Genomic DNA, 16,588 nt, shown 5'->3' on the forward strand with positions numbered 1-16,588 from the left:
TTGATCATTCTATTTAGCGAATCGATGGCGCAAGGACTTCGATGATTTACTTAAAGGCGGAAGAAACGCGCGTATGTTTTTGCTTATACATGGCAGCATCTGCTTTTTGAATTAATGTATCTAGGTTGGCGTCGTCTGAAGGCGCACATATAATAAATCCGTAACTCGCAGACAGTGCATATGCCTTATTAAATTCTTTCTTTTTATTTTCTAGCTGTTCATTAATATTTTGCCACAGCTTTTGTACGTATTCTTCCGTTTGTTCAGGAGCCATTAATAAAAACTCATCGCCTCCGTACCGAAAGAGCGTATCATCTTTGCTAATATAACCACTAATTGATTCTGCAATTGTTTTAATAACCCAGTCGCCTTCTCTATGACCGTATTGATCATTTACTAGTTTTAAAGAATTAATATCGATAAAACATAATAGAAAAGGTGTATCATTGGTTTTAGCTCTCAGCAGTTCCAGCTGCAGTTTTTCCATTCCGCTTCTTCGATTTAAAATTCCCGTTAGCATATCAGTTGAAGCGTGCAAGCTCAATTCATGCTCTACTGCTTTTAAATCGGTTATATCGGTAATACCTGCGAGTATGCAGCTTTCGCTTTGATACTCTAGTAATTCATAATTGATCATAACCCACTTAGAATCTCCATGTTCACGTGCTTCTAGGATGTAGTTTTTTACATATTTCTCTTGTTGAAGACGTTTTAAAATATCCTCTCGATCTTCATCGGTAGGATAGATTATAAACCCGTCTATTTGATCAAGATCTTGAGAAGCAAGATTGTAAAAATGAATAGCTTTATTGTTAATGAGCAGCACTTTGTGGTCGGATAATCTCGTTAATAGTAAAGGATAGGGATTAATTTTGAACAGCGTAAAAAAATTACGTTCGCTTTCTTTTAGCTGTAAATGATTCATATATTCTTTGTGACGGTATGTATAAAGAATGTATGAAATAAGTAAAGCGATAGCAACTGCTGCAGTTGTATTGATCTGCTTTGAAATAAGAGAAAAAGAATCTGGTACATATCGTGATAAGCCGTATAGTAAAAAAAGATGGTTAGGAATAAAAATGATGCACAGATGTTTTAATTTCATAGGACATAAAACAGCTGTGGAAATCAAAAGCATCATATACACGTCTACGCGACCTGTGAAAAGCTGACTGTTAATAGTAGAAAGGGCTGCAGCAAATACGTAATAAAATATATAGCCATATACAATGGTGCTTAAGTAGTTAGCAAACCGTTCTTTTCTCTTACTAACATAATAGAAAAATAAATAAAGAGAGGAGATAGCAAAACTAGTGAAATGAATACCAATTAGTGTATGTCTAAACTGAGATGTCCCCGCATGTTGAAGTAAAGAAAACCCTATATAAATATAAATAGGATAGGAAACTACAAGAGCAAGTGAAACTAGCTTGACTCTCTGTTGAAGCATCTCTGCATTCGTTTTATCGAACATTTTATCTTTATTAACTTCTCTTCCGGAAGGAAAACGATATTTCTTCAGAAAGGAGAAAGGTAAAAGCGAAAGAAGAAATGACATGACCATCATCTCCATATCTTTTTTTAGGTATTTTAGCATGTTTATATAAGAAAAGACATGAATTTTTTAGATGAGAATGTCTGCTTTTTGATCAAGAAAAAGCATAAAGATTTACATGATTAAAGGTGAGGCCAAAGAGCCTCACCTTTTTATTGAAGTTTATTGGATTCAGCATGCCGTACAAACATGGTCTCATCTTCTACTAAGCCGCAAGCTCCGCACTGAATACGTTTTTGCGGTCCGTTATAAGCAGCGTGAAAGGCATCGAGCGTATCGTTTGTGTATTCTTCTACGACGTCTCCGCTTCTTGGGTCCATTTTTACAGGTTTTGCATTTTGTTCAATGATATTAAAGCGCGTTCGATTTGTTTTGCAGCTAGGGCAAAGATAAGGGCTTCCCATTTTTAACATCTCCTTGAAAAATTTACTGTATTAATACCATGTCCGAATCCCCCAAAAACATACAAAAACTTATGGTTTTCTATCGAACGTTCATTCGTTAAAATAGAAGCAGGTGATGAAAATGAGAATACGAAAAAACTTACAAGAAGTAATGGATATCTTACAAACGAATCCGTCATATCAGAAAAATATTGTTCATTGGCATACAATCGAAGAGAAAGAAGCTAAAACTGCGCCATTTCCGGCTTCTTTGCATACGAAACTGCGGCAAGCACTTGAGAACCGAGGAATTGGTTCGCTTTATACGCATCAAAAAACAGCGTTTGATTTGGCGACATCTAAGAAGAATGTTGTGGCTGTGACGCCGACAGCATCGGGGAAAACATTGTGCTACAACTTGCCGGTACTCCAAAGTATTATGGAGAATGATCAGGCTAGAGCTCTTTATTTGTTTCCAACAAAAGCGCTTGCCCAAGATCAAAAAAGTGAATTAAATGAAATCATTGAAGAAATGGAAGTACCAATCAATAGCTACACGTATGATGGAGATACTCCGGCAAATATCCGTCAAAAGGTAAGAAAAGCAGGTCATATTGTTATTACGAATCCAGATATGCTTCATTCAGCTATTTTACCTCATCATACTAAATGGGTATCACTGTTTGAAAACCTGAAGTACATTGTGATTGATGAACTTCATACGTACCGCGGTGTTTTTGGAAGCCACGTAGCCAACGTTATACGCAGGTTAAAGCGAATTTGCCGCTACTATGGAAGCAATCCTATCTTTATTTGTACATCAGCGACCATCGCTAACCCAAAAGAACTCGCTGAACATTTAACGGGAGCTCATGTTATGTTAGTAGATAACAACGGAGCGCCTAGCGGCCGCAAGCATTTTATTTTTTATAACCCGCCTATTGTTAATAAACCGTTAAACATTAGAAGAAGTGCTACGCTTGAAGTGCGAAATATTGCAGGAGAGTTTTTGAAAAATAAAATTCAAACGATTGTATTTGCACGAAGCCGAGTACGAGTGGAAATTATTTTAACGTATCTGCAGGAGCTCGTAAAAAACCAGCTTCAAAATAAGTCTATTCAAGGGTACCGCGGAGGATATTTGCCGAAGCAGCGACGCGAAATAGAAAGAGGACTTCGAGAGGGAAGTATTTACGGGGTAGTCAGTACGAATGCTTTAGAGCTAGGAGTAGATATCGGGCAGCTGCAGGTGTGTGTGATGACAGGTTATCCAGGCACGGTTGCAAGCGCTTGGCAGCAAGCAGGACGAGCAGGGAGACGTCACGGAGAAGCCGTCATTGTGATGGTCGCAAGTTCAAGTCCGCTTGATCAGTATATGATTCAGCATCCGGACTACTTTTTTAGCAGAAACCCAGAAACAGCTCGAATTAATCCTGATAATCTTGTTATTTTAGTCGATCATTTAAAATGTGCGTCCTATGAGCTGCCGTTTAAGCAGGGAGAAACATTTGAGGGGGTAGAAATTGAAGACGTGCTGGAGTTTTTGCAAGAAGAGCGAGTGATTCATTTTAGCGGAGACAAATGGTACTGGATGAACGATTCGTTCCCAGCTCATAATATCAGTCTGCGTTCTGCATCCCAAGAAAATGTTGTCATTATTGATCAATCGGACGTTGCAAATGTGAAAGTAATTGGAGAAATGGATCGGTTTAGTGCCATGACGCTTCTTCATGATGAGGCGATTTACTTGCATCAAGGCATTCAGTATCAAGTAGAATACTTGGACTGGGATGAGAAAAAAGCGTATGTTCGTGAAGTCGATGTAGACTATTTCACCGATGCAAACTTAGCAGTTAACTTAAAGGTGCTAGAAGCTGATAAAGAACGGATGGAGAGAACATATTCAATTGGTTATGGCGATGTAATGGTCAGCGCTATGGCTACGATATTTAAAAAAATAAAGTTTGAGACGCATGAAAACATAGGGTCAGGTCCCATTTCACTTCCAGAAGAAGAGCTTCATACAAATGCCGTGTGGCTAAGCTTTGAAAAAGAACAGTTTTACGAATCTGAAGAACGATTGGAACAAGCGCTCATTTCCGTGGCAAATGCCCTTCAGTCAATTGCACCGCTTATGGTGATGTGCGATCCGTCTGATTTACATGTAGTGCCCCAGGTAAAAGCGGTGCACAACGAACAGCCGACTATCTTCTTATATGATCGATACCCGGGAGGCATTGGGCTAAGTGACAAAGTGTACGAACAAATGAATGATGTGCTAAGTCAAACCAATCAATTAATTGTAAATTGTTCTTGCGAAAGCGGCTGTCCGTCTTGTATCGGTATGGAAGCACAGGGAGAACACGCAAAAAGCGATGCGCTCGTGCTGCTACAACAACTGCAAAGTAGGTGAACTCTTGTCTTTTAAAAATAAATTAAACCGTATGAAAAAGCATCTTCACGTTACAGAAGCAAAGCCGCCGGTTGAAAGTAACCCGCAGCAACCTAAAAGCGCGTCTATTCCCTATGAGCAGGAATGGAAGGGAAATCATGCTGTTCCTTACTTTGCGGAAGACAGCTACTGTATGATAAGAGAGGTGGTTTACCCGCTCGACTACAAGCATGGACATTATGAATTTAATGAGCTGAAAAAAGTAGTGGAAGTATGGAATGGGTCTACAGTTGCTCATCCGCTTTCATCAAAAGGCCGCACATATTCAGATTTATTTTTCTTTGATACGGAAACGACGGGGCTTAGTACAGGTACGGGAACAACTATCTTTTTGCTAGGATATGCAAGGGTGCTAAAAGATTCCGTCGTTTTTCGTCAACATATATTAACAGAGCCAAGCGGAGAAGTAGCATTTTACGAAAGTTTCTTAAAAGAAGTAGACTATACGACGCTTGTGACTTATAATGGGAAATCTTTCGATTGGCCTCATGTGAAGACTCGTCATACACTATTGAGAGATCATTTGCCCAAACTGCCTAAGTTCGGTCACTTTGATTTACTGCATGCATCAAGAAGGCTGTGGAAACACAAAATGAATTCGGTTAAGCTTGCGAATGTCGAAAAAGAAATACTTGGAATTGAACGAGTTGATGATATTCCAGGTTTCTTAGCTCCCATGATTTATTTTGATTTTATTGAAACGAAAAATCCAAGAGGCTTATTCGACATTATGAAACATAATGAACATGATATTTTATCACTTATCACCTTATACATTCATTTATCAAAACATCTCCTTACTAGTGAGGAGTTTACAGAAAAAGAAACATATGAAGTAGCAAGGTGGTATGAGCAGTTAGGGGAGAATAAGCACGCTTTCTCTCTTTATCAGGGCGTAGCGGAAAAAGAAAAAGAAGAGCATGAAAAAGCTCAGCTAGCGATGGCTTATCATTATAAAAAAGAGAAGAGCTGGAAAGAGGCAGTGGACATGTTTGAACCCTTGGTTCAAACATGTGAAGGTGACGTCGCTATAGAAGCATTGGTTGAGCTAGCTAAAATTTGTGAGCATCGTCTCAAAGATGTGCATCAAGCACTTCTATATACTGAGCTCGCCTTGGAAAAGTGGAATCAACTCAGAGAAATGACTAAAAAAACGTCGAAGGAAGCGCTTGAAAAAAGACTTCTTAGACTAAAAAATAAATCAGCTAAAGCATAGACTTCAGCTGATTTATTTTAAAATATTCAGAATTATTATTCTTTCGTTTTTGTGGATGTTTTATATTGTTCTATTTTTCAGTCATTGATAAAATTAGTCAATGTAAGACTTATTCTTACAGCTTAAAAACAGAACTTTGGTGAGATGGAGAGAGGCCTCATGAAAAATGTGATTTTAGTATCATTTTTCGCATTAATTTGTTTAACAGTAATTGTCTTAAGCAGTTTGAAAAATTCGTATAACTCCTTTATGTAGGCCAAAAATAGGTGTTTGTCTTAGTACATGTACACTACCCTTCACATATTGTAATAGTGTAATAACTAAACAGTGAAAGGGGAAAAAGGATATGTATCCAAGACCAACAAAATGTATGCCACCAATTGTGCATCCAACAAAATGTTGCACGCAGTTTACTTCTCAGGAGGTAGTTGTACCTCACATTCATCCAAGTCATAATACATTGGTGAATCATACAAATGTGAAGCACGTACATTACTTCCCGCAAACGCAATCTGTTGTAAATGAAACTTCAAATCAACAGTTTTTTGGCGGTGCGCAGCAATATCCAACTCAAGTAGGGGGAGCAGGCTATCCAGGTCAAATGGGAGGCTACCCAGGTCAAGTAGCAGGTGCTGGTTACCCAGGTCAAGGAGGTTACCCAGGTCAAGTAGCAGGTGCTAGTTATCCAGGTCAAGGAGGCTACCCAGGTCAAGTAGGGGGAGCTGGTTATCCAGGTCAAGGAGGCTACCCAGGTCAAGTAGCAGGTGCTAGTTATCCGGGACACAAAGGTTGCGGCCAAGGAAGCTGTCATACAAAAGGCGCGCATCAAGGACCTAATTCAGGGTATTTTAGATAATGTACGTTAATAGGAGCTGATTACATCAGTTCCTATTCTATTTTGTTACAAAGGAGTTATATAATGAAGGTGCTGACGGTTACTGGTTATAAGCCATTCGAACTTGGGATTTTTAATGAAAAACATCAAGGCATTACATACATAAAAAAAGCGCTCTATAAAAAATTACAGGAATTAGTAGAAGATGGATTAGAATGGGTATTGATTAGTGGCCAGCTAGGAGTAGAGATTTGGGCAGCGGAAGTGGTATTTGATCTCCAGCTGGATTATCCCGAGCTTCAGTTAGCTGTTTTAACACCATTTTTGGAGCAAGAAGAAAAATGGAATGAAGCCAATAAAGAATTGTATGAATTCGTCTTAAGTCAAGCAGATTATGTAGATAGCATCACAAAAAAGAAATATGAAAGTCCAGCACAGTTTCGGTTAAAAAATCAGTTTTTAGTAGAAAAAAGTGAAGGTATTTGTTTAGTTTACGACGAAGAGCACGAAGGAAGTCCTAAATATATGTTAGAAACGGCTAAAAAACGTGCTGAACGAGAAGAATACCCTATTATAATGGTGACGTCTCACGACTTACAGGATATCGTGGATGAAGAAAAATTTTCGTCTTTTTAACGCCATTTGGTGAAACATTTTAAAAGATAAATTGACATTTGAAGCTATTTTTGAAAAAATGAATTATAATAAAGATAAGGTTTATCGTATTCGAGGTGATAGAGATGTTAGCTGATAAAATTCGTTTAACGGCCAAAGAAATTTTAGAAAAAGAATTTAAAACAGGCATGAGAGGCTATAATCAAGAAGAAGTAGATAAGTATCTAGATTCTGTTATTAAAGATTATGAAGCATTTCATGAAGAAATTGAAGCATTACAAACTGAAAATTTACGCTTAAAAAAGCAAGTAGAAGAGTTATCTAAAAAGCCGCAACAACCTTCGTTTACCCCGCCGCCGGCTCAACAGCAGCAGCAAGCGGGTACGACAAACTTTGATATTTTAAAACGTTTGTCGAACTTAGAAAAACATGTGTTTGGAAGTAAATTATACGAATAACCTAAAAATAGGAGTTGCATTCAACTCCTATTTTTATTATACTAAGGAAAGTCGTTATCAATAACGTTCGGGTAATTGCTGCATCACATATGAGGATGTAGAGGAAAGTCCATGCTCGCACAGACTGCGATGTCTGTAGTGTTCGTGCCTAGCGAAGTCATAAGCTAGGGTAGCTGTTAAAAGCTAACGGCGGGGAAAAAGCCTAAGTCTTTTTAAGATATGGCTTGACTACTCTGAAAGTGCCACAGTGACGAAGTCTTATCAGAAATGGTAAGAGTGGAACGAGGTAAACCCCTCGAGCGAGAAACCCAAATAATGGTAGGGGAACTTTCTGGAAGGAACTGAACGGAAGGAAGGACAAAATGGTTACATTTTGTAGATAGATAATTGCCACCGGAGTACGAGGTAGCTAGCCGCTTGCAGTACAATGGTACAAAACATGGCTTACAGAACGTTATTGAAAAGCAATCGACACTTGTTGTTATACACTATACTTTAATCCAACCCAGCTCTTCGTATAATGGAAGAGCTTTTTTTATGTCAAAATGACAGCTTATCATAAGCTGTCATTTTTTTGTACAATCAGACTGAGCTTGTTGTCAGCCTCAGGTCTTAGGAGAAAATAAAGCTCTAGCTCGTTTTGAAAAAACGTCATAATCCTTAAACTAAGTATATAGATAAGCGAAAGGAGGAGACAAAATGCAAAAAGTTGGTTTGTTTTTGATTGGAGCGGTAGCTGCTATCGTTCTTTTTGCAAATGCCGGTCCGATGGTAGGGCTTGCACTTGGCTTGGTTATTTTGTACGTAGCATTTAAAGGGTTTGTTAAAGCAGAGACCCCCTTTAAAAAATGGCTCTGGGGGTTTATTGGTGTTGTCGTACTCTTAACAACCGTTTCAAACCTTCCGGCCCTTGCAGGTATCATCGCAGCAGTCGTACTTTATATTGTATATAAAAAGTGGAACAGCAGCAGCTCTATAAAAACGGAAAAAGAAGATCCGTTTAAGCACTTTGAACGTCAGTGGGCTGACTTAAATCAAAAATAATAAAATTTCACTTTATTATCTAAGGAGATGAACAAAATGAGAAACTTATTTACTCGAATGAAAGAAACGATTTCTGCAGACCTTCATCAATTACTTGATCACAAAGAACAAAAAAATCCAATTGCTGCACTAAACCACTATTTGCGTCAATGCGAGCAGGAGACCGAAAAGGTAAGGCAGCTTGTTGAGCGACAGCACACGTTAAAAGAACAGTTTAATCGCGAATATCATCTGGCCCTTGATATGATGAAAAAGCGCCATGAGCAAGCACAAGTAGCACAAGCAGCTGAAGAAGCGGAATTACATGAATTTATTTTAAAAGAACATGCTCACTACGAAGAGAGAGCAAAGCGCGTAAAAGAATCTTATGAAGATGCATCCAAGCAGTTAGAAGAGCTTGAACAAAAGTATGAAGAAATGAAGCATAAGGTAAAAGATATGCATATTCGCCGTATGGAACTAATGGGGCGCGAAAATATTGCTCGTGCGCATCATCGTATGAATTCAGTAATGAAAACAGAAGCATCTTATACGTCTTACAGCCAGTTTGACGAAATGGAAACCTATATTGACCAGCTTGAAAATCAAATTAATACAAATTACTATAGACAAACGGTAGACAGCAAGATTGCTGAATTAGAAAAAAGAGTAAAATCATCGTAAAAAATCAGTGTTTCTGCATAAAACATGGTATTCTAAAAAAGGCGTAGGTTTCTGCGTCTTTTTAAGGTGAGAGAATAGATACCTGCAGCATCCAAAGAACGCTATGTCATCTACGAGGAGAAGGGAGAGAGAGCTGTGCAAAGCGTAAACAAAACAGAATTTCTTATGTTCATTTTTATTTGCAGTTTATTTGTCCTGTTTATTGAAATTATGTTTTTTCACAGCGGCTTGATCTTTTCTGTATTAATTGCCGGTGCGTTCATGTATATTGGGCGAAAAAAAATGAGAAGAAAACTAGGGCGCATTTTATTTTGGATTGGCGTTATTGGGCTTGTGTTGAATATATTTAATACAGTTGCCTTTAAGTTTTTAATTATTGCTCTTTTTCTGTATTTTTTACTTAGATTTATTCAATCAAGAAAGCATCCGGTTGAATTCAGACCAACTGACGAATTTACCCAGCAGCCAAACCAAAGTTTGGTGCAGGTCCGGCCGGTTTTGACGAATAAACTTCTTGGTAGTCAAAGAACCGAAGACTCCGTATACGAATGGGATGATATTAATATTCAAAGCGTATGGGGAGACATTGTGGTTGATTTAAGCAATACCGTTCTGCCAAAAGGCGATGCGGTTATTTTTATTCGTCAAGTGTTTGGAAATATTAAAGTGCTCATTCCTTACGAAACGGAAGTATCTGTGAATCATTCTAAACTAGCAGGAAACGTAACGGTTTTTGGACATCAGCGCGGCTTTTCGTTCAATGAAAATTTGTCTATCAAAACAGAGGGATTTGATCAATCTGCTCATAGGGTGAAGATTGTTACAACTGTTGTGATTGGAGATTTAGAGGTGCAAAGGATATGAGTATTCTTCAACGGCAGTTATTATGGGGGATTTTCCTAAGTTTTTTTGTATTTGTATCCGTGCTCCTTACCGTGTTTTTTGCATATCCTGTTTTTCAACTTAGCGACTTATGGAAAACAAGCGTATTGGGGATGCCTTTTGTGCTGTTTTCCTTCAGTTTGAGCCTTACGATTGGAAGCGTGATTGGAGGAATCATGGGGTTTATGTGGAGACAGCAGTGGACATATGTTGAAAACCGATTATATGAAATAGAAAATGGCCACCGGTATATGTCGGCAAATGAACCGCTTATTCAAGAAACGTCTCGAATTATAAGCCGTTTAAATAAAGTAGATTATAAAATGATTCTTCAAGCACAGCAATCTCAAAAGATGGCAACGGAAAAAGTGGAAAATCAGCAAAAGCAAGTGCAAGAAATTGTTTCTCAGGAACGAAATCGGCTTGCTAGAGAACTGCATGACTCCGTTAGTCAGCAGCTATTTGCCGCTTCGATGCTTATGTCTGCTATTACGGAGTCCAATCTTACGCTACAAGACTCTGAAGCTAAGCAATTAAAGATGGTTGAAAAAATGATTAACCAATCACAGCTTGAAATGAGGGCTTTGCTTCTTCATCTTCGTCCTGCAGCATTAAAAGGAAAATCGCTGCAGGCTGGAATGAAAGAACTGATGAATGAGCTTGCTCAAAAAGTACCGCTTGAATTAAATTGGAAAATAGAAGCATTTGAACTTGATAAAGGCATTGAAGACCACTTGTTTAGAATTTTGCAAGAATCCGTATCAAATACGCTGCGTCATGCCAATGCAACAGCTTTAGATGTGCTGCTGATTAAACGTGATTTTTCCATTATTTTACGTATTGTTGATAACGGAGTTGGTTTTGATGTAGAAAAGGAAAAAGTCGGATCGTACGGACTGCAAAATATGTACGAACGCGCAATTGAAATTGGGGGCCTATTAAAAATTATTAGCTTGCCCGACAAGGGAACAAAGCTAGAAGTAAAAGTACCGTTAGTAGAAAGAGAGGAGAAGCAAAATGATTAATGTACTGTTAGTGGATGACCATGAAATGGTTCGTATTGGCGTAGGAGCGTATTTGTCGGCTCAAGCAGACATTCATGTAATAGCTGAAGCAGCAAACGGCCAACAGGCCGTTGAATTAGGGCTTCAGCTGCGCCCGGATATTATTTTAATGGATTTAGTCATGGAAGAAATGGACGGGATTGAAGCAACAAAACAACTGATTAAGCAGTGGCCAGAAGCGAAAGTGATCATTGTCACTAGCTTTCTAGATGATGAAAAAGTATATCCCGCTCTAGAGGCAGGGGCAACAAGCTACTTATTAAAAACGTCTAAAGCAGGAGAAATTGCAGCTGCTATTCGCCGTACATATGAGGGGCAATCTGTATTAGAGCCCGAAGTAACCGGTAAAATGATGTCTAAAATGAGAAAACCGTCTTTACCTCATGAAGAACTGACAGCTCGTGAAATGGAAATTTTACTGCTAATGACACAAGGCAAAACAAATCAAGAGATTGCAGACGAATTATTTATTGCGCTAAAGACGGTAAAAACACATGTGAGCAATTTATTAAGTAAGCTGGATGTACAAGACCGGACTCAAGCCGTCATCTACGCCTTTAAACACAAATTAGCGCAGTGAGAATCGTTATTCAAAAGAGAATAACGATTTTTTTTGTGAAAAACCTATTTTTTTGCATGTATTCATTATAAAATAGCGATATGCGTAAAGGCAAACGCTTACGTAAAAGCACTATTTTGAGGGGTTGAGCACATGGAAAAGAAATGGTGGAAAGAAGCTGTTGCGTATCAAATCTACCCGCGAAGCTTCATGGATTCAAACGGTGACGGAATTGGTGACATTCAAGGGGTTATTTCAAAATTAGACTATTTATCTGATCTTGGAATTGATGTCATTTGGATTTGCCCGATTTATCAGTCTCCTAACGACGATAATGGCTACGATATCAGTGATTATAAAGATATTATGAAAGATTTCGGAACAATGGAAGACTTTGATGAGCTGCTAGATGAAGTTCACCATCGCGGAATGAAGCTGATTATGGATTTAGTTATTAATCATACTTCAGATGAACACCCTTGGTTTTTAGAATCCAGGTCTTCTAAAGAGAATCCATATCGTGATTATTATATTTGGCACGAAGGTAAAGATGGAAAAGAGCCAAACAACTGGGAATCTATTTTTAGCGGATCAGCTTGGGAGTTCGACGAGAAGACAAAAGAATATTACATGCACGTATTTTCTAAAAAACAGCCCGATTTAAACTGGGAAAATGAAAAAGTACGTCATGAGCTTTATGAAATGGTTAACTGGTGGTTAGATAAAGGAATTGATGGTTTTCGTGTAGATGCTATTTCGCATATTAAGAAAGTGGCCGGCTTCCCAGATCTACCGAACCCTGAAAAACTAGATTATGTGCCATCGTTTGAAGGGCATATGAATCGACCGGGAATTCAAGAACATTTAAAAGAGCTAAAAGAAAATACGTTTGCCAAATATGATATTATGACGGTTGGAGAGGCAAATGGTGTAACATCGGACAGCGCAGATGAGTGGGTAGCTGAAGATGGCGGAAACTTCAATATGATTTTTCAGTTCGAGCATATGGGACTGTGGGATAAAGGAGAAGAAAAACCGCTTGATTTAATCGAGTTAAAAACGATTTTAACTAATTGGCAAAATGGTTTAGAAAAAATCAACGGCTGGAACGCTTTATATTTAGAAAATCATGACCAAATTCGTTCTGTAAATAAATTCGGCAGCGTAGCTTACCGAGTGGAAAGTGCAAAGTGCTTAGCTGCACTATACTTTTTAATGAAAGGAACACCGTTTATTTATCAAGGACAAGAACTTGGAATGACCAATGTTAAGTTTGATTCTATTGACGATTATGATGATGTTGGTATGATTAACTACTACCGTATTCAGCGTGAAAAAGGCGATACACATGACGAGATTATGAAAGTAATTTGGGAAACAGGCCGCGATAATTCAAGAACGCCAATGCAGTGGAATACAGAAAGAAATGCAGGATTTTCTACTGGTACCCCTTGGATGAAGGTGAATCCAAATTACGTAGATATTAACGTAGAAGAGCAGAAAAGTGATGAAAATTCGGTACTGAATTTTTACAAACAGCTCATTAAAATTAGAAAACAGCATGATGTGCTGGTGTATGGAACTTATAAGCTATTGGCAGAAGAAGATTCCGCTATTTACGCGTATACGCGAACATTAGAAGGTAAAACCGCTGTTATTATTTGTAATATGTCACCGAAAAATCAAACGTTCGAGTTTCCTTCAGAGAGCTCGTTTTCAAACAGAGAAGTGCTGATTCATAATTATCCGTTGGATAAAAATGAAACGCTTGAAAAATGTACGCTGCACCCATATGAAACACGTGTATACTTACTTTCATAAACAAGTTGAGCAACCGATTGCGCAATTTTTAAAGTGAAAAGCTTTTAAAAACACATTTATAGGCGACATAGGTGAAGAAACTGCTGGCTCTGTCAAGAGCGAGCAGTTTTTGCATTTTAATAAAAAGACGGAGAAAGCTTTGACTACGGCGCATGTATATGGTACTTTTACACTTAGTGTAGATAATTAGAAACAAAATGAGGTTGAAAAATGACGAAATATAAAATTATTGCAACAGCAGCAATGGGAATTGAAGCACTGGTCGCTAAAGAAGTGCGTGCTTTAGGATATGAATGTGAAGTAGATAATGGCAAGGTTATCTTTGAAGGAGACGAGCTCGCAATTGCTCGCTGCAATTTATGGCTTCGTACAGCAGATCGAATTAAAGTGCAGGTTGGACAGTTCAAAGCTCGTACGTTTGATGAGCTTTTTGAACAAACAAAAGCATTAAATTGGGGAGATTATTTGCCCGTAGATGCACAGTTTCCTGTATCGGGAAAATCAGTTAAATCTAAATTGTTCAGCGTATCAGATTGTCAAAGCATTGTGAAAAAAGCAATTGTTGACAGCATGAAAAAACATTATAACAAAACAACAGGATGGCTCGAAGAAACAGGGTCAACGTTTAAAATTGAAGTAGCGCTATTAAAAGATGTTGCTACATTAACAATTGACGCAAGCGGTGCAGGGCTTCATAAGCGCGGTTACCGCGTGGGGCAAGGGGAAGCTCCTTTAAAAGAAACGCTGGCAGCGGCTCTAATTATGCTAACGCCGTGGAATGCGGATCGTCCGTTTGTCGATGTTTTTTGCGGTTCAGGTACAATTGCTATCGAAGCAGCGCTTATCGGTCAAAATATTGCACCAGGATTTAACCGTGACTTCTTATCAGAAGAATGGCCATGGATGTCAGCAAGTATTTGGGACAAAGCGCGCGAAGAAGCAGAAGACTTAGCGAACTACGACCAAGTGCTAGATATTGCTGGTCATGATATTGACCATCGTATGGTAAAAGTAGCGGAGCAAAATGCATTTGAAGCTGGACTTGGAGATTTAATTCAATTTAAGCAAATGCAAGTGCGCGATTTTACGACGCCGAAAGAATATGGAATCATTATTGGTAACCCTCCGTACGGCGAACGTTTAAGCGATCGTCCTTCTGTTGAAAAAATGTACGCTGAAATGGGCGAAGCGTTTTCTAAGCTTGATACGTGGTCGATTTATATGCTTACATCTCATGAACAATTTGAACAATACTACGGTAAAAAAGCAACGAAAAAACGCAAATTGTTTAACGGGTTTATTAAAACAGACTACTATCAATATTGGGGACCTCGTCCTCCACGCAACGATCAATAAATACAAAAGCCAAGCGGTGTAAAAACCAGCTTGGCTTTTGTACGTTATTTTCTTTTAAAACCTCGATAAGCTAGCATTCCAAACATGCCTATACCGAGCACGACAATTAATAAAATAAACCAAAATGTAGCATTAAGCAGGTATTTATATAGTCCGTCATAATAATCATGCATATACTCACCCCATTATGTTTTTTATAGTATGGGCGAGTAGCAGGGCAATATATGTATTCATTTCTTTTCAATAGCAGGCCTAAAACGAGAAATGATTAGCTTATTTCTAACATATTTATGAAAGGGAAATCTCATACTAAAACCTAAGAGGCGATAAAATGAGAAAGAATCGATCAGCAGGGATTTTTGGGGGCTGATGCTTCTTTCATGGTTAACCATCCCTTTTATAGGACGACAGCATATTAAGCGCTATTTATCATCTACTATGTTTATTTCCTTTTTAATCATGGTTGAAAGCTATATTGCTGAAAAAAAGAAGTGGTGGATATTCCCTAATCCTCCTCATCCATATCTAACAGGTGAAGCTGCTTTACTTTTAGGTCCATTTTTAGCAGGTTCTTTATGGATTAAAAAGTTCACATATGGCCATTTTGGAAGGTATATGTTATTAAATGCAATCGTAGATACATTTTTTGTTTATCCTTTTCAACGAGCTATGAGCCGTGCAAAGCTTTTTAGGGTAGGCACATTTAAAAAGTACCATTTGCTAGGTACCTTTCTGTTGAAAGCTGCTTTAATGTACGTTTACCAACATCTAGTAGTAGAGAAACTGAAACCTCAGCGTGCTTTAAAAAATAATCCTATAGAATAATGGGACAGGCAGGGAACCGTGATTTTCTTGCCTGCTATTTTAATGCCCCAGATGTCATTCCTGAAATGAAATGCTTTTGCAAAAACACGTACGCAATCAATAATGGGATAGAAGAAAGAACGACTGCTGAAAACAGCATAGGGTAATTAGTCAGAAATTCCCCTTGAAAGTCCAATAGTGCAATAGGCAGCGTTTTTACTTCTTTAGATTTTAACAATAGCAAAGGGAATAACAGATCATTCCACACAATCACAAACGAAAAAATTCCTACTGTAGCCATTGATGGTATTGAGAGTCGAAGAGCGATTTTTGAATATATTTTCCACTCTGACGCTCCGTCCATGCGAGCAGCTTCGAATAGTTCCCTTGGCAAAGTTTTCATAAAACCCGTGATAATAAACACACCGATGGGAAGCAAAAAACTTATAGAGACGATAATGACGCCTGTTAGCGTATTGACGAGTCCAAGCTTATTCATCAGCAAAAAGACAGGAATCATATTGACTTGAGTAGGGACAATCATTCCGCAAACAAAAAAGCCGTATACAATCCAGCCAAGCTTTTGAGGTAGTTGAATAATAGCATAAGCAATCATGCTTGAAAACCATAGAATAAAAAACGTGCTAAAGACGGTAACAATCACGCTGTTTTTAATATAGCCAAAGATGGGTTCATTGACGAGCAGCTGTTTATAATTTTCAATATTCCAGCCTGCTGGTAATCCGATTGGGTTGCTGTAAAGTTCAGGCGTTGTTTTAAAGGTTGTTAATAAAACCAAGCTTAAGGGCAACAGAATGATCAAACCGTATATCCCTAAAATCAGTTGTCTGAATGGGTTTTGTTTCATAAAAGAATCTCCT

General features: G+C 38.3%; 17 protein-coding genes and 1 other RNA gene. 14 read left to right on the forward strand and 4 right to left on the reverse strand.

What is annotated here, in order from left to right:
- Positions 1-46: 46 nt before the first annotated feature.
- A complete protein-coding gene (locus tag OK414_RS06990) occupies positions 47-1,558 on the reverse strand; it encodes a diguanylate cyclase domain-containing protein (protein WP_034653402.1) in 1,512 nt (503 codons plus the stop codon).
- A 149-nt stretch (positions 1,559-1,707) separates the two neighbouring features.
- Positions 1,708-1,959, reverse strand: coding sequence for a hypothetical protein (locus tag OK414_RS06995; protein WP_013056134.1), 252 nt, complete (start codon positions 1,957-1,959; stop codon positions 1,708-1,710).
- 121 nt (positions 1,960-2,080) lie between these two features.
- Here OK414_RS06995 and OK414_RS07000 point away from each other — a divergent pair, with 121 nt between their 5' ends.
- From OK414_RS07000 to OK414_RS07060, 13 genes are all read left to right on the forward strand, one after another.
- Positions 2,081-4,351: a DEAD/DEAH box helicase gene (locus OK414_RS07000; protein WP_034653399.1), complete on the forward strand. Its 2,271-nt coding sequence runs from the start codon at positions 2,081-2,083 to the stop codon at positions 4,349-4,351.
- A gap of 4 nt (positions 4,352-4,355) precedes the next feature.
- Positions 4,356-5,606, forward strand: coding sequence for a ribonuclease H-like domain-containing protein (locus OK414_RS07005; RefSeq protein ID WP_034653396.1), 1,251 nt, complete (start codon positions 4,356-4,358; stop codon positions 5,604-5,606).
- A gap of 346 nt (positions 5,607-5,952) precedes the next feature.
- Positions 5,953-6,462 (forward strand): spore coat protein, encoded by a 510-nt coding sequence (locus OK414_RS07010; protein ID WP_034653393.1) that lies wholly within the window; start codon positions 5,953-5,955, stop codon positions 6,460-6,462.
- 63 nt (positions 6,463-6,525) lie between these two features.
- Entirely contained in the window at positions 6,526-7,077 is a 552-nt protein-coding gene (locus OK414_RS07015) for a DUF1273 domain-containing protein (protein WP_016763482.1), read from the forward strand.
- 104 nt (positions 7,078-7,181) lie between these two features.
- Positions 7,182-7,514 (forward strand): cell division regulator GpsB, encoded by a 333-nt coding sequence (gene gpsB / locus OK414_RS07020; RefSeq protein WP_013056140.1) that lies wholly within the window; start codon positions 7,182-7,184, stop codon positions 7,512-7,514.
- 63 nt (positions 7,515-7,577) lie between these two features.
- Positions 7,578-7,966, forward strand: an RNA gene (rnpB, locus tag OK414_RS07025) — RNase P RNA component class B.
- 247 nt (positions 7,967-8,213) lie between these two features.
- Positions 8,214-8,558, forward strand: coding sequence for a hypothetical protein (locus OK414_RS07030; RefSeq protein ID WP_034653389.1), 345 nt, complete (start codon positions 8,214-8,216; stop codon positions 8,556-8,558).
- Positions 8,559-8,594: 36 nt separating this feature from the next.
- Entirely contained in the window at positions 8,595-9,221 is a 627-nt protein-coding gene (locus tag OK414_RS07035; protein ID WP_013056142.1) for a PspA/IM30 family protein, read from the forward strand.
- Between the two features lie 135 nt (positions 9,222-9,356).
- A complete protein-coding gene (gene liaF / locus OK414_RS07040; protein ID WP_034653386.1) occupies positions 9,357-10,085 on the forward strand; it encodes a cell wall-active antibiotics response protein LiaF in 729 nt (242 codons plus the stop codon).
- Complete coding sequence (locus OK414_RS07045; protein WP_216874197.1) at positions 10,082-11,128, forward strand: sensor histidine kinase; 1,047 nt, start codon at positions 10,082-10,084, stop codon at positions 11,126-11,128. Before liaF ends, OK414_RS07045 begins: the two co-directional genes overlap by 4 nt.
- Positions 11,121-11,747: a response regulator gene (locus tag OK414_RS07050; protein ID WP_013082360.1), complete on the forward strand. Its 627-nt coding sequence runs from the start codon at positions 11,121-11,123 to the stop codon at positions 11,745-11,747. Before OK414_RS07045 ends, OK414_RS07050 begins: the two co-directional genes overlap by 8 nt.
- 132 nt (positions 11,748-11,879) lie before the next feature.
- The gene (locus tag OK414_RS07055) at positions 11,880-13,547 is read left to right on the forward strand and encodes a glycoside hydrolase family 13 protein (RefSeq protein ID WP_034653382.1); all 1,668 of its coding nucleotides are present in this window, start codon (positions 11,880-11,882) and stop codon (positions 13,545-13,547) included.
- 210 nt (positions 13,548-13,757) lie between these two features.
- Positions 13,758-14,903 (forward strand): THUMP domain-containing class I SAM-dependent RNA methyltransferase, encoded by a 1,146-nt coding sequence (locus tag OK414_RS07060; protein ID WP_216874199.1) that lies wholly within the window; start codon positions 13,758-13,760, stop codon positions 14,901-14,903.
- Positions 14,904-14,947: 44 nt separating this feature from the next.
- Here OK414_RS07060 and OK414_RS07065 read toward each other — a convergent pair whose 3' ends face one another.
- Positions 14,948-15,076 carry a hypothetical protein gene (locus OK414_RS07065; RefSeq protein ID WP_256656500.1) on the reverse strand — a complete coding sequence of 43 codons (129 nt, stop codon included), beginning with the start codon at positions 15,074-15,076 and terminating at the stop codon, positions 14,948-14,950.
- 196 nt (positions 15,077-15,272) lie between these two features.
- On the opposite strand from OK414_RS07065, the gene OK414_RS07070 reads away from it, so the two are divergent.
- A complete protein-coding gene (locus OK414_RS07070) occupies positions 15,273-15,728 on the forward strand; it encodes a hypothetical protein (RefSeq protein ID WP_263045422.1) in 456 nt (151 codons plus the stop codon).
- A gap of 34 nt (positions 15,729-15,762) precedes the next feature.
- Here the strand turns inward: OK414_RS07070 and OK414_RS07075 are convergent, their stop codons facing one another.
- Positions 15,763-16,575, reverse strand: coding sequence for a carbohydrate ABC transporter permease (locus tag OK414_RS07075; protein ID WP_013056150.1), 813 nt, complete (start codon positions 16,573-16,575; stop codon positions 15,763-15,765).
- Between the last annotated feature and the right edge of the window lie 13 nt (positions 16,576-16,588).

Source organism: Priestia sp. JV24 (assembly GCF_025910025.1).
Lineage (GTDB): Bacteria > Bacillota > Bacilli > Bacillales > Bacillaceae_H > Priestia > Priestia megaterium.